This window comes from Paraburkholderia sp. GAS33 (assembly GCF_050436645.1).
GTDB lineage: Bacteria > Pseudomonadota > Gammaproteobacteria > Burkholderiales > Burkholderiaceae > Paraburkholderia > Paraburkholderia phenazinium_B.
Map to the genome: position 1 here is coordinate 1,046,131 of NZ_JBNDMP010000001.1, position 13,626 is coordinate 1,059,756.

Sequence of the window (13,626 nt, forward strand, 5' to 3'; positions counted from 1 at the left end):
CGGGCTACATACCCTTGAACTGGTCGGCGTAGAGCCGGCTCACGCTTAGCTTTGCCGCATGGTCGCGCAGGCTGAGCGTGAGCTTGCCCGACTCGTCGCGCGAGGCGCTGGCAATCGCATCGGCACGCACTACCGTGCCGCGATGGATCTGCCAGAATTGCTGCGAATCCAGTTGCTGCAGCAGCTCGCGCAGCGAGGTGCGAATCAGGTGCTCTCGCTCGGCCGTGATGACCCGGACGTATTTGTCCGCTGCCTCGAAGTACAGCACGTCGCCCACTGGGACCATCGTGATCGTGTTGCCGGCGCTTGCCTGGATCATGCGCAACGGTGCGCTAACCGTGGCTGCGGCTGCCAGACCGGATGCAGCCGACGCGCCCGGCACCTCTTGCCCCGCGGCACCGAACAACGCACGCAACTGATCGATCATCGGCGCGAGCCCCGCTTGCGCGGCCTGCGGTTGTTCACGTGCCTGCAACGCTGCCTGCAGGCGCGCGCAGGTCTTCGCCAGCCGCTCGGTCTGCACCGGCTTCAGGACATAGTCGAGCGCCGCGCGTTCGAAGGCGCGCAGCGCATATTCGTCGTACGCCGTGACGAACACCAGCAGCGGCAGTGGACGGCCCGTATCGGGCCAATCCTCGGCCAGCGCCTGCGCGGCATCCAGCCCGCTCATCCCCGGCATGCGGATATCGAGGAACAACAGGTCGGGCTGCAACGCGAGACCCTGCTCAAGCGCAGATGCACCGTCGCCGACACTCGCGACGATACGCAGTTCGGGCCACAAGCGGGCTAGCTCGGCTTGCAGGTTGGCGGCCAGCAAAGGTTCGTCTTCAGCTATCAGTGCGGTGGCGTTCATCATGGTTGAAGTGGACATGGATAGGTTGGCGCGCAGTCAGCTCAGGCCGTTCGCGCTGCTCAGGTGACCGGAATGCGCACGACAGCAAGCGCGCCGCCGAGGCCGTCATCGGGCGTGGTCAATTCAAGGGAGGCCGCGCTGCCGTACAGCGCGGCCAGCCTTTCGCGCACCTGTTGCATGCCGAAGCGGCTGCCATGCGTGGGCACCGCGCCGAGACCCACGCCGGTATCGCGCACGCTCAGCAACAACTCCTGGCCGTCGCGCCGTGCCGCAACTTCGATCCGGCCGCCGGCCACGCTCGGCTCGAGCCCATGCTTGATCGCGTTTTCGACCAGCGGTTGCAGCAGCAGCGGCGGCACGGGCAGGCTGCTCAACTCGTCGGGCAGATCGAGCTTCCCTGTGAGACGCGGCCCCATGCGAACCTGCATCAGCTCGAGGTAATCGCCGATTCGCGCAAACTCGGCGGAGAGCGCGTGCGAATCCGAGCGCGAGGCATCGAGCGTGGCGCGCAGAAAACCGTTCAGATGATCGAGCATGGCCTGCGCTCGTTGCGGGTCCTGGCCGATCAGCACGCGCAGGTTGGCCAGCGTATTGAACAGCATATGCGGCTCGAGTTGCGAGACCAGCAGTCTGAGCTGATTTTCGACGGCAGTGCGCCGCGCGGCTTCTGCTTGCGCTTCGGTGGCGGCAAGCCGGCCACGCGCATAGAAAAAGTAGGTACAACCGATCGCAAGCGCAAACGTCGGCAAAAGTGACGGCAGCAGCGACTGAAAATTGCGCAGGAAGCCAAGCGGCGCGTGATGCGTGCCGGTCAGCAGATCGCCGAGCGTGTGGCCGCCGAGATAGCCCACGACGGCGGACATTGCGATCCACGGCACCATCAGCCCCCACCCCGGCCAGGGGCGCTGGGCGGCGGCGCTCTCGGGCGACACCCCGGTCGGGCGCGCGGCGCCGCGACGCATGAAGCTGGCCGACAAACCATAGCGGCCCGCTTCAATCAACGCCTGAATGCATAGCGCGACGGTGAAGGTGTAGATAAGATCCGGGACAAACGCGCTGTCCGAAAACGGGCCGAACAGGAATGTGGCCGCCAGCGAGATGAGAAGGGTGATTCTCAGCTCACGCCAAAGCCATCCGAAAACGACACGATACGTAGGCATGCGGCGGTCCGGGTTCAGTTGCTCGTCGCGCGAGAGGGCGAGCAGGTTGGAGGCCCGCGCGTTGGCGCGGTGCCACGAGCAGCGGATTGTAGCTGGTCCGTGGGTGCGCCAGATCGTCCGTGCGTCGACGATTGCGTGGGTGGATGCTTCAATAGACCGTGTCGCGCGGCAACGCCTGGCGAACTGCGCGCCAGACCTCGAGCGCGCGGGCGAGGAAGACGCCGCTAAACGCGCCATACACGAGGCCCACGAAGCCGGCGACACCGGCGTCGGCGGCAAGGGCATGGTCGGTCGCGAGCGTGAAGCCAACCGAATACTTGAACAGGAACAGCCCCAGCAACAGTCCGAGCGGCAGCCAGCTGCCGGGCATCAGCACGCTGCGCTCCGGCTCCAGCCAGCGAATCCCGTTCCACACCCGCAAGCCCTGTGAAAGTGCCAGAGTGGCGGCGACCCCGGTGGCCCAGGCCAGCAGCGCAAGCGGCTGGCTGGAAAAAGCTGACGCAACACCATAGAGCGACAGCAGCACCATTACCAGCGGCAAGGCGGTGGCGCTGCGCAGCGACCGGCGGCGCGGGACGGTCTGCTTGAAACCCATGACGATCAGGGCGGCAAGCACGCCCCAGACCCAGTGAGGCGTCTCTAGAACGATGGTAGTGAACATGGCGGCGGACTCCGTGTCTATATCGAGGGATTCGATGACACGGATGTTCGGTCAGGTGGCCGCCACGTTCGAGCGGTTTGCGACAAAATGACCAACGACGGCGCGAAATGCTCCAGTTACGGCGCGAGTGGCTGGGGGGAACCGGCCAGGCGTACAAACGGGCAAGGACAGCGCGCCGTGATGCGCCGTTGAAAGCCTACGTAATCTGCATTGATGGGTGCCGTACAGAAGGAGCGGAGCAAAGGCCCTACGTTGGGAACTGGCTCCCCACGCCGCATACTGCCAGGATAGGGGTTGCATCACCATGAGAATGTGCTTTCCCAACGCGCTTGGGGTGCTGGCTGCGGCTGGCGCAGTACTCTATGCGATCCCCTCGGCCGCGCACGAGCTCGATGCGCAGCTGGACTGCAGCTCGAACGCGCACGCCTTCATTACTTCGCTGCAAAGCGACCAGTTCATCGAAGCGCAACCGATGCACGTGGAGGCCAACTCCGTCAACGCGTTCCGTCCGACTCGCGGCAGCCAGCTGACGGCGTTCGGTTTCCGTGTCTACGCCGTACTCGGCTACGATCAGAACGACGAGCTGTTTCACAAGGGCAGCGGCCAGGCGATGGCCGGCTCGCTGTATGGGGTGGTCGTCTTCGGGTCCAGCGAGTCGGTCAAAACCCACCTGCAGGATGCCGGCAGCGACGCGGTGGTGCATGAAGTCATGCCGCTGATCATGACAGCCGTGCTGTGCAAGACGAACTGAAGCGGTGGGCCGAAACGGGTTCCGTTCCCGGATGGCGTTAGCGGTCCGCGTCCGGTTCTGGCGCGTCGCGCAGGATGTCGGCCAGCGCGTTGCGCACGTCGCCGATTACGCCTCGCCACCCCGCTTCGCCTTGACGGAACAGATACAGGTCCTTGGGATACCACGGCGAGCGCATACCTGCGCGCTGCCAGCGCCAGTCGATGCCCCGGTGCGGCAGCATCACCCAGCACGCGACGCCGAGCGCGCCCGCCAGATGGGCGATGGCGGTATCGACGCAGATCACCAGATTGAGTTGTCCGATGATGGCGGCGGTATCGCCGAAATCGTGAATCTCGTCGCCGAGACACAGGGCCGGCTGTTGTGCCGCGCATTCCCGCGCCTCGGTCTCCGCGCCGCCCACCTGCAGGCTGACAAAGCGCACGCCGGGCACGGACCACAGCGGCTGTAACGCAGAGAAGTGAGGTACGGAGCGGTTCGCATCGTTCTCATGCTCGGGGTTGCCCTTCCACACGAGTCCGATGCGGACGCCGTCGTTCGGCAGACGCTGACGCCACGACTCGAGACGGTTGGCAAAGACGCCGACATACGGAATCCGGACAGGGATCGACTCGAGCGTCGTGCCGAAGCGGCAGGGCAGGCTCAGCAGCGAATCCCAGTAGTCGTGCAGGTGCAGACCTTGCGGGTTGCAAATCAGCGCATCGATGCCCTGCACCGTGCGTAGCAGCGGCGCAAGCGCTGGCTTGCAGATCACCGAAAGCTTCGCCAGCCCGCGCGTCTTCAGCAGGCTTGCGTAGCGCACGAACTGGATGGTGTCCCCGTAGCCTTGCTCGGGCAACAGCAACAACGTCTTGCCTTGCAGGTCTTCGCCATGCCAGCGCGGAAACGGCAATTCGCCGTGCTCGTGGAAGACCTCTGAGCGTGCTTCGTAGTACGGCCAGCCTTCGGCATATCGGCCGGCGGCGAGCAGCAGAAGCGCATAGTTGTAGCGAGCTTCGGCGTAATCGGGCTGCAGTTCGAGCGCGCGGCGATGTTCGGCCTCGGCTTCGTCGTAGCGTTGCAGGGTTTCCAGCGTGTCGGCCAGATTCGAGCGGATCGGCGCGCTATCCGGCATCGCTTCGAGTGCGTGCCGGTAGTGATCCACTGCGTCAGTGAAACGTCCGGATGTGCGGAGGAGGTTCGCCAGGTTGTTGTGGGCGATACCGTTATGGCGGTCGGCTTCGAGCGCCTGGCGGTAGAGACGCTCGGCGCCTGCGAAGTCGCCTTGCTGCTGGGCGTCGAGCGCGGCCTCGACAAGCTGGTTGCCGACCTTGGGAACCTCTTGCGCAGGCTGGTTCATAAGCGAGGTGGGTTGCGCCCGATCCTGACGAGCATGGTCTCTCAGATGGCCCGCTCAATGTGTTGCGCAGCGCGCTGGCCACTTGCGCCAGCCGTTATGGTGGCGCAAGAGAAGCCCGTAATGCAACTGACGCGGCCGTCAAGCCGCATTACGCTATCTTAGTCAGCCCGCTTGAGTTGCCGCAGGCGCCAAATCAGACTCGAGGTATCGAAACGGTTGCCGCCGAGACCCTGCACGTCGCCGTAGAACTGGTCGACCAATGCCGTGACCGGCAACGCGGCGCCGTTGCGTTTCGCCTCATCGAGGCAGAAGCCGAGATCCTTGCGCATCCAGTCCACCGCAAAGCCGTAGTCGAACTTGCCTTCGATCATCGTCTTGCCGCGGTTGTCCATCTGCCAGCTTGCTGCCGCACCCTTGCCGATAACTTCCAGCACGAGCGGCATGTCGAGACCGGAGCACTCGCCGAAATTGATTGCCTCGGACAAACCTTGCACCAGGCCGGCAATGCAGATCTGATTGACCATTTTCGCCAGTTGACCTGCGCCGACGGGACCGATCAGCGTCACCGCTGCACCGTAATGCTTGAGCGTGACGGCAGCCGGCTCGAACGCGGCCTTCTCGCCACCGCACATGATGGTCAGCGTGCCTTTCTGGGCACCGGCCTGGCCGCCCGACACGGGCGCATCGATAAACTGCAGGCCCTGTTTCGTGGCGACGGCGGATAACTCCCGCGCCACATTCGCCGAAGCGGTCGTATGGTCGACGAAAGTCGTGCCGCGCTTCATGCCGGCAAACGCGCCGTCATCGCCGAGCGTGACACTGCGCAGGTCGTCGTCGTTGCCGACGCACGCCATCACCAGGTCGGCGCCGTCGGCGGCTTCGCGCGGCGTGCGGGCCGCGCGGCCGCCGTGTTCGGCGACCCATTGCTCTGCTTTGGCAAAGGTACGGTTATAGACCGTGACATCGAGTCCGGCTTTCGCCAGATGGCCGGCCATGGGATATCCCATGACGCCGAGGCCAAGAAATGCGACGCGACGCTTGGCGTCGCTGGAAGACGAGGCGGCGGAATCACTCACTGCGCGGCTCCTTCAAGTGGGGGCTGGGTTGGGGGTGGGTTGGGAAAGCCATTATCGCAGCGATGCCGGCGCGCTGCAGCGGCGTTCTCGCGGCCTGCGGGACGCTCGGAAACTATCGGAGCGCACGATACATTGGATATTAAATAGCGATTTTTCTTTTATATCCAACGGTCTTACGATGCACAGGTAGGCTGACGTAGTCCCCGGAGGGATCGATGGAACACCACGCACGCACGCAAAACGAAACACTCGAAGTCAAAACCACGACGTGCTACATGTGTGCCTGCCGTTGCGGCATCCGCGTGCATCTGCGCGACGGCGAAGTGCGCTATATCGACGGCAACCCTGAGCATCCGCTCAACCAGGGGGTGATCTGCGCGAAAGGTTCGTCGGGGATCATGAAGCAGTATTCCCCTGCGCGTCTGACCCAGCCGTTGATGCGCAAGGCGGGCGCCGAGCGCGGCAGCGCGCAGTTCGAGCCAGTCTCGTGGGAGGTGGCGTTCGCCGTGCTCGAAAAGCGCCTCGCCCATCTGCGCGCCACTGATCCGAAGAAGTTCGCGCTCTTTACCGGCCGCGACCAGATGCAGGCGCTTACGGGCCTGTTCGCCAGGCAGTTCGGCACGCCGAACTACGCGGCGCACGGCGGCTTCTGCTCGGCCAATATGGCGGCCGGGATGATCTACACGATCGGCGGCTCGTTCTGGGAGTTCGGCGGCCCGGACCTCGACAGCGCGAAGCTGTTTTTCATGATCGGCACGGCCGAGGATCACCACTCGAATCCACTGAAAATCGCGCTGTCGAAGTTCAAGCGTGCCGGTGGCCGCTTTATCGCCATCAATCCGATCCGTACCGGCTACGCGGCGATTGCCGATGAGTGGGTGCCGATCCGTCCCGGCACGGACGGCGCTCTGTTCATGGCGCTGATCCACGAACTGTTGGCCACGGATTCGTACGATCGCGAGTTCGTCACGCGTTATACCAACGCGGCCGAGCTGCTCGACATGAATGCCGACGGCGATGCGTTTGGTCTCTTTGTGCGCGATCCGAATCTGCCCGAGGCTAATCCGCTGTTCCCGCAAAACCATCTCTGGTGGGATCTGAAGACGCAACGCGCGGTGCAACATCACACGCCGGGTTCGGAGCCGGCCATTGACGGCAATTACACGCTTGAAGACGGCACACCGGTTGCGCCGTCATTCGCGTTGCTGCGCGAGCGCGTGGCGGACAGCACGCCGGAGTGGGCTGCGGAGATCACCGGCATTCCCGCCGGCGTCATCCGCCGCCTTGCACGAGAAATGGCGCAGACCGCGCGCGATCACAAGATCACGCTGCCGATCCAGTGGACCGACGCCTGGGGCGAGACGCATGACACCATAACGGGCAATCCGATCGCCTTTCACGCAATGCGTGGTCTCGCGGCGCATTCAAACGGCTTTCAGTCGATCCGTGCGCTGGCGGTGCTGATGTCCCTGCTGGGGACGATCGACCGGCCCGGCGGTTTTCGTCACAAGTCGCCGTATCCGCGCGCGGTGCCGCCGTCCGCCAAGCCGCCCAACAGCCCGGACGCCGTACAGCCGAATACGCCGCTCGCCAATGGCCCGCTCGGCTGGCCGGCTGCGCCCGAGGATCTGTTCATCGATGAGGCCGGCGAACCCGTGCGCATCGACAAGGCGTTCTCATGGGAATACCCGCTCGCCGTGCACGGGCTGATGCATAGCGTGATCACCAACGCGTGGCGCGGCGATCCTTACCCGATCGACACGCTGCTGATTTTCATGGCCAACATGGCATGGAACTCGTCGATGAACACGGTCGAAGTCCGCAAGATGCTGGTCGACAAACGCGACGACGGCGAATACAAGATCCCGTTCCTGGTGGTGTGCGACGCGTTCCAGTCCGAGATGACCGCGTTCGCCGATCTGATCCTGCCCGACACCACCTATCTGGAGCGCCACGATGCGATGTCCATGCTCGACCGGCCGATCTCCGAGTTCGACGGTCCGGTCGATTCGGTGCGCGTGCCGGTGGTGCCGCCAACCGGTGAATGCAAGCCGTTCCAGGAAGTACTGATCGAGCTGGGGAGCCGCCTGAAGCTGCCCGCGTTCACCACGAAGGAGGGTACGCGCAAGTTCCGCGACTACCCGGACTTCGTCGTCAACTTCCAGACCTCGCCGGATTCGGGCGTGGGTTTTTTGATCGGCTGGCGCGGCAAGGACGGCGACCAGGCGCTGGTGGGCGAGCCGAATCCGAACCAATGGGAACAGTACGCAAGTCACAACTGCGTGTATCACTACACGCTGCCCGAGACGCTGCAATACATGCGCGGCGTCAATGGACCGTATCTGAAGTGGTCGGTAGAGAAGGGCTTTCGCAAGTTCGACACGCCTATCCTCATTCAGTTGTACTCCGATGTGATGCAAAAATTCCGCCTCGCCGCGCAGGGCAAGAGAGCGGGACGTCAGCCGCCCGATCATCTGCGCGCGCGCGTCGAGCGTTACTTCGATCCGCTGCCGTTCTGGTACGAACCGCTCGAACTCGCCGCCACCGATCGTGCTCAGTTTCCGCTGGCTGCTGTCACCCAGCGTCCGATGGCCATGTATCACTCGTGGGATTCCCAGAACGCCTGGTTGCGGCAGATTCACGGCGAGAACTATCTGTTTATGAATCCGTTGATGGCGCGCGGTAACGGCATCGAAGACGGTGGCTGGATCTACGTGGAATCGCCATGGGGCAAGGTGCGTTGCATGGCGCGCTATAGCGAGGCAGTGGAGCCGGGTACGGTGTGGACCTGGAACGCTATCGGCAAGGCAGCGGGGGCGTGGAACCTTGGGCCCGATGCCAACGAATCGCAGCGCGGCTTCCTGCTCAACCACCTGATCACCGACGAGTTGCCCGGCGCGACGTCAGGCGATGCGCGCATGTCGAACTCGGATCCGATCACGGGGCAGGCCGCCTGGTACGATGTGCGAGTGCGCGTGTATCCGGCCGAGGCCGATGCGGACCACACGTTGCCGCAATTCGCGCCGATGGAGAAGCTGCCCGGATCTACAGGCGTGTTGCATCGTCTGGTGCAAACGTACTTCGCCGGCCGCGGCGAGTTTGCTGCGCGTCTGCGCGGCGCCAGCAAGCAAAAGTGACGAGGAGCATCCAATGACCCAGATGGCGCTCGTAATCGATCTGAACGTCTGCGTGGGATGTCACGCGTGCGTGACGAGCTGCAAGGAATGGAACACGTCCGGGGAGGCCGGCAGTCTGGCGGACTTTCGCCCGTACGATGCCGATCCGTCCGGCACGTTCTTCAACCGCGTGCAGACCTATGAAGCCGGTGAATTTCCGCTTACCGATACGATCCATTTTCCGAAATCGTGTCTGCACTGCGAGGACCCGCCGTGCGTGCCCGTCTGTCCGACCGGCGCGAGCTATAAGCGCAAGGAAGACGGGCTCGTGCTGGTGGACTTCGACAAATGCATCGGCTGCAAATATTGCGCGTGGGCGTGTCCTTACGGCGCGCGCGAGCTCGATGAAGAGCGCAAGGAGATGACCAAGTGCACGTTGTGCGCGGATCGTATCCATAACGAGGCGCTGCCGGAGCGGGATCGCAAGCCGGCTTGTGTGCTGGCGTGTCCGACTTCGGCACGGCTGTTTGGCGATATTCACGATCCGGAATCGGTCGTGTCGCAGGCGATTCGCGAGCGCGGCGGGTATCAGCTGATGCCGGAGTGGGAGACGAAGCCTGCGAACCATTATTTGCCGCGTCAGAAGACGACGGGGTGTGGGGGGGAGTCGTGTTCGTGCAAGTCAGGGGAGGTGGCGGAGGCTGCGATTGAAGATGCAGGCAGTGCGTCTGCTGCTCCTGCCGCACCTGCTGTTTCTTCCGCTGCGGCGCGCGCCAGTTCCGCTGAGGACGGCGCGCCTCTTCTCCAGGGACAACTCCACGCTGGACGCCGCGGCCCTGTCGCCGGCATGCTGGACCGCGTATTCAACATTCTGAGTCTTGGGAGAGGCGCATGAAGCCCGCATTTTCAGTGGTGTTTCTGACCACGCTGAGCGGCGCCGGACAAGGTCTGCTGATTGCGCTGTTCGGGGTAGAAGTGGCCGCGCGGCTTGGGATGCTCGCAGCCGCTGATGCGCCGCCCCAGACGTTCTTCGTGCTCGGTGCAGCGCTGGTGGTCGTGCTTGGCGCCTTGGGATTGCTGGCTTCGTTCTTCCACCTCGGTCATCCTGAGCGCGCATGGCGCGCTATCGCGATGTGGCGTACTTCATGGCTTTCACGTGAGTGTCTGGCGCTGCCGGTGTTTCTCGCGTGCGCGTTTGCCTACGGTGTTGCGCATTGGCTTGGCTCGCCGTGGTCGCTGGAAGTCGGTGCACTCGGGGTGCTCGCCAGCGCCGTGCTGTTCGTGTGCACGTCGATGATTTACGCGTGCCTGCGTTTCCTGCAGGAATGGGCTACGCCGCTGACGATGGTCAACTTCGTACTGCTTGGCTGCGCGTCGGGCTTTACGTTCGCTACGGCCAGCGCTGCTTGGCTCGCGCCGTCACTGGTCGGTGGACTTGCGCTATGTGCGGCCGTGCTGACGCTAGCAGGCTGTGCGAGTCGCATCGCCGCACTGATGCGCAATGCGCGCTTGCGACCCAAATCAACGGTGCAAAGCGCGACCGGCATCAAGTCGCCGACACTCGTACAGAAGTCGCGCGGCTTCACGGCAGGTGCGTTTAATCTGCGCGAGTTCTTTCACGGGAAAACGCCGCAGACGCTGCAACGTATCAAATGGACCTTTTTGGTGGGGGCGTTTGCCGTGCCTGTGGTGCTAATCGCGTTGGGCGGCAGTGTGTCGTCGATCGCGGATTCGCTCTGGCTGCTGTGTGCCGCGTGCGTGGTGCAGTATGCGGGGCTAGTCGCAGAGCGCTGGTTCTTCTTCGCGGAAGCACGGCATCCGCAGAATCTTTATTATCGTCAGGCTTCCTGAATGTATCGGGAGGCGTTGGTTTCCAATAAACCCGCGTCGTCTTCCACCGTCTGCTTGCGATCTTGATCGCAGGCAGACGGCAAAAACCCACCTCACTCAGCGCGCGTTGCACCCGCCTTCGCACCCGAAGCATTCGCTGCCGGAGCGGCAGACTGTGCTGCAGCCGCACGCGGCGGTGCATTCTTCACGTAGCGATCGAACCAGCGCTGCATCTCATACGCGAGCTGCTCGTTCGATTCCAGCGCCGTGTACCAGTGTGGCTCGTGCGGCAGCATCACGAGCCGTGTCGTGCCGCCGTTGCCGCGCAGCGCCTCATACAGCAGCGTCGCTTGCAACGGCGTCGTGCCCGGATTGGCATCGTCCTCGCCATGCACAATCAGGAGCGGCGTCTTCAGCTTGTCTGCGTAGAAGAACGGCGACACCTTCAGATAGACATCCTGCGCCTGCCATACCGAGCGTCGCTCGTTCTGGAAGCCGAACGGCGTCAACGTCTTGTTGTACGAACCGCTCGTCGCCACGCCTGCGCGGAACAGATCGGAATGCGCGAGCAGATTGGCGGTCATCAGCGCACCGTGACTGTGGCCGGTGACGCCGATGCGGTCCGGATCGACTACACCCAGCCTTACCGCTTCATCGACGGCAGCCTTGGCGTCGGCGACGAGCTGCTCGTTGTAGGTGTCGTAAGCGCGCTTCGGGTCGCCGATGACGGGGAATGACACGTTGTCGATGATCGCGTAGCCGGCGAGCAGCATCAACCGGTAGTCCCTCAGCCGCGTGAAGGTCTGTTCGGAGCCGCTGACCTGGCCCGCCGTTGCCGCGTCGGCGTAGTCGAGCGGATAGGCGTACAGGATCGCCGGCACGCGAGTGCCCTCCTGATAGCCGGGCGGCGTATACAGCGTGAACGACAGGTCGAGCCCGTCCGCACGCTTATATCTGACGAGACGCTTCTTGATCTGGCGCACGACCGGTGTCGGATCGACGAGGTGCGTGAGCGCGGTCGAGCTCGATGCATAGCGCGCTTCGCCCTCCGGCGCATCGCCGACCTGGGTTCCGAGAGTACGGACAAACAGGTTTGGCGGATCGTTCGGCGTCTGATGCCACGTCAGGAACGACTGGGTACCGTCGCCGGTGAACGCGACGAACCGCTCGAGCGCTGCCTTGTCGCTGCGGAACAGACGCTCGGTCTTGAGCGTCGTGAGATCGAGCCGGTCGAGGAACGGCCGGTTGCCGGCCGGCGACGCGCCGTCGCCGTCGAGGAAGATTGCGCCGTTCTCGACCCGGACCACCCGGAAGCCGTTCGGCAGCGGTTTGGTCACCGGCGTGCCGGGATCGGCGTATAGCTCGTCGCTCGACATGTCCCACAGCGGATGTTGCGTCACCTGCGGTGCGTCGACGTCGACCATGAAGGTCCGTTGCCAATGGCGGTTGTGGTCGTACTCGGAGAGCAGTTCGAGATCCGGCTGCGAGGTCCACGCAAAGCCGGCATAGCGTTGATGCAGCCGCGTCACTTCACGCGGCGCTGCGTCGAACGGCGCCTTGAGCATCATCACCTTGTCGCGCTCCGGCACGTCGACGTTCCAGTCGCCACCGTCGAGCGCTTCGGCCCAGATCAGCGTGGCCGGTTCGGTCGGCCGCCACGAAAAACTGCGCGGCCCGAGCGGCACACCGGCAACCGGAACGCGGTCCGCCAGGGGCCGCGACGTGATCAGACGCGTCGCGATGTGCGCGCGATTCGAAATGTCCCATACCGTGTAATCGTGCGGAAAGCGTTCGGCGGTCGTCACGTGCGAATAGGGCCGCTGGATCGTCGTCACCAGCAGATGACGTCCGTCCGGCGCGGGCGCGAGGCCGTCATACAGCGCGGGCGCGCCAAGCGGCGTGACCTTGCCCGTGCCGGCGTCGACGAGCGCAAGCTGCGAGCTTGCGTAGTAGTCGAACTGCGCTTCGTCGCTGGCGCTGTTCAGCGTGTCGCGTGCCTCGTAAGTGCTGCTTTGGCCGCGCCGGCCGTCGGATTCCTGGATGCTCGGGCTCTCCGCTGCTTCGGCAGCGGTGGGCGCCGGCCCGCTGTGCGCAGGCACCAGCTTCACAAGCAGGGTTGTCTGGTCAGGCATCCAGTTCAGTTCGTCGCCGAACATCGGGTTGAGCTGGACGCCGGGAATGCGGTGAACCACGCCCGTGACACCGTCGCCGACCCACAGATCGACTGAATGCGCGGTCACGTTTTCGAACGCGAAGCGCTTGCCGTCGACGCTCCAGTGCGGACGGGTCGCGCAGACGCCTGCTGGCAGCGCGACCGGTCGCGCGACGCTGTCCGCGAACTGAACCAGGTCGAAGTGCGTCGCGCACGCCGGAATGCCGTAGCCGCCCGGCGTGTCGTGCCGGCTGCGGTTCGCGGGTTCGACGCGCACGCCTGCAAGACGCAGGTACGGCGTCGCCACCCGCGCGATGGACGGATATTCCTGATAGGTAACCAGCAGCGCCCGGTCGGTACTCGGCGCCACGACCGGAATGGGCAGAGACGGCGCCAGCATCACGTCGAGGATCGCTTTGGAGGGCTGGCTGTAGCCGGAGACGGCGGGCTGTGCCGCGGCCGGTATCGTTGCTGCTGGGGTCTGCTGCGCGAATGCGCTTTGGGCACTAACCGACACGGCCAGCGCGGCCGTGGCGAGACGGAAAATCACGGAAGGATAGGGCATCGTCTGCGTAACAGGTTTCGGGGGTGATGTCGTTCGATGAAACGGGAACGCGCAGTATTGCATGCCCAGCGGCTGAGAATGTGGCCCGCGTGCGCGCGCCCTGGCGGAAGCGTTTGGTAAGATCCG

Annotated in this window: 10 protein-coding genes; 4 read left to right on the top strand and 6 right to left on the bottom strand. The window is 64.1% G+C overall.

Annotated elements, in window-relative coordinates:
- Positions 1 to 4: 4 nt before the first annotated feature.
- The 3 genes from P3T24_RS04790 to P3T24_RS04800 all read right to left on the bottom strand — a co-directional run bounded on the left by P3T24_RS04790 (position 5) and on the right by P3T24_RS04800 (position 2,719).
- Entirely contained in the window at positions 5 to 871 is an 867-nt protein-coding gene (locus tag P3T24_RS04790; protein WP_429432821.1) for a LytR/AlgR family response regulator transcription factor, read from the bottom strand.
- Positions 872 to 912: 41 nt separating this feature from the next.
- Positions 913 to 2,013 (bottom strand): sensor histidine kinase, encoded by a 1,101-nt coding sequence (locus P3T24_RS04795; RefSeq protein WP_429432823.1) that lies wholly within the window; start codon positions 2,011 to 2,013, stop codon positions 913 to 915.
- A gap of 148 nt (positions 2,014 to 2,161) precedes the next feature.
- Positions 2,162 to 2,719: a DUF6622 family protein gene (locus tag P3T24_RS04800; protein ID WP_429433247.1), complete on the bottom strand. Its 558-nt coding sequence runs from the start codon at positions 2,717 to 2,719 to the stop codon at positions 2,162 to 2,164.
- A 259-nt stretch (positions 2,720 to 2,978) separates the two neighbouring features.
- On the opposite strand from P3T24_RS04800, the gene P3T24_RS04805 reads away from it, so the two are divergent.
- Positions 2,979 to 3,425 (top strand): hypothetical protein, encoded by a 447-nt coding sequence (locus P3T24_RS04805; RefSeq protein WP_074268482.1) that lies wholly within the window; start codon positions 2,979 to 2,981, stop codon positions 3,423 to 3,425.
- Positions 3,426 to 3,462: 37 nt separating this feature from the next.
- On the opposite strand, the gene P3T24_RS04810 is transcribed toward P3T24_RS04805, so the two are convergent.
- Complete coding sequence (locus tag P3T24_RS04810) at positions 3,463 to 4,761, bottom strand: tetratricopeptide repeat protein (RefSeq protein ID WP_429432825.1); 1,299 nt, start codon at positions 4,759 to 4,761, stop codon at positions 3,463 to 3,465.
- Positions 4,762 to 4,919: 158 nt separating this feature from the next.
- Positions 4,920 to 5,837: an NAD(P)-dependent oxidoreductase gene (locus tag P3T24_RS04815; protein WP_429410937.1), complete on the bottom strand. Its 918-nt coding sequence runs from the start codon at positions 5,835 to 5,837 to the stop codon at positions 4,920 to 4,922.
- Positions 5,838 to 6,052: 215 nt separating this feature from the next.
- Between P3T24_RS04815 and P3T24_RS04820 the strand changes: the two genes are divergently transcribed.
- From P3T24_RS04820 to P3T24_RS04830, 3 genes are read left to right on the top strand one after another with little or no spacing between them, the layout of a single operon-like run.
- Positions 6,053 to 8,974 (top strand): molybdopterin oxidoreductase family protein, encoded by a 2,922-nt coding sequence (locus P3T24_RS04820; protein WP_429432827.1) that lies wholly within the window; start codon positions 6,053 to 6,055, stop codon positions 8,972 to 8,974.
- 13 nt (positions 8,975 to 8,987) lie between these two features.
- Positions 8,988 to 9,848, top strand: coding sequence for a 4Fe-4S dicluster domain-containing protein (locus P3T24_RS04825; RefSeq protein ID WP_429410941.1), 861 nt, complete (start codon positions 8,988 to 8,990; stop codon positions 9,846 to 9,848).
- Complete coding sequence (locus P3T24_RS04830) at positions 9,845 to 10,804, top strand: dimethyl sulfoxide reductase anchor subunit family protein (protein ID WP_429432829.1); 960 nt, start codon at positions 9,845 to 9,847, stop codon at positions 10,802 to 10,804. Before P3T24_RS04825 ends, P3T24_RS04830 begins: the two co-directional genes overlap by 4 nt.
- 92 nt (positions 10,805 to 10,896) lie before the next feature.
- On the opposite strand, the gene P3T24_RS04835 is transcribed toward P3T24_RS04830, so the two are convergent.
- A complete protein-coding gene (locus P3T24_RS04835; protein ID WP_429432831.1) occupies positions 10,897 to 13,500 on the bottom strand; it encodes an alpha/beta hydrolase family protein in 2,604 nt (867 codons plus the stop codon).
- Positions 13,501 to 13,626 lie beyond the last annotated feature (126 nt).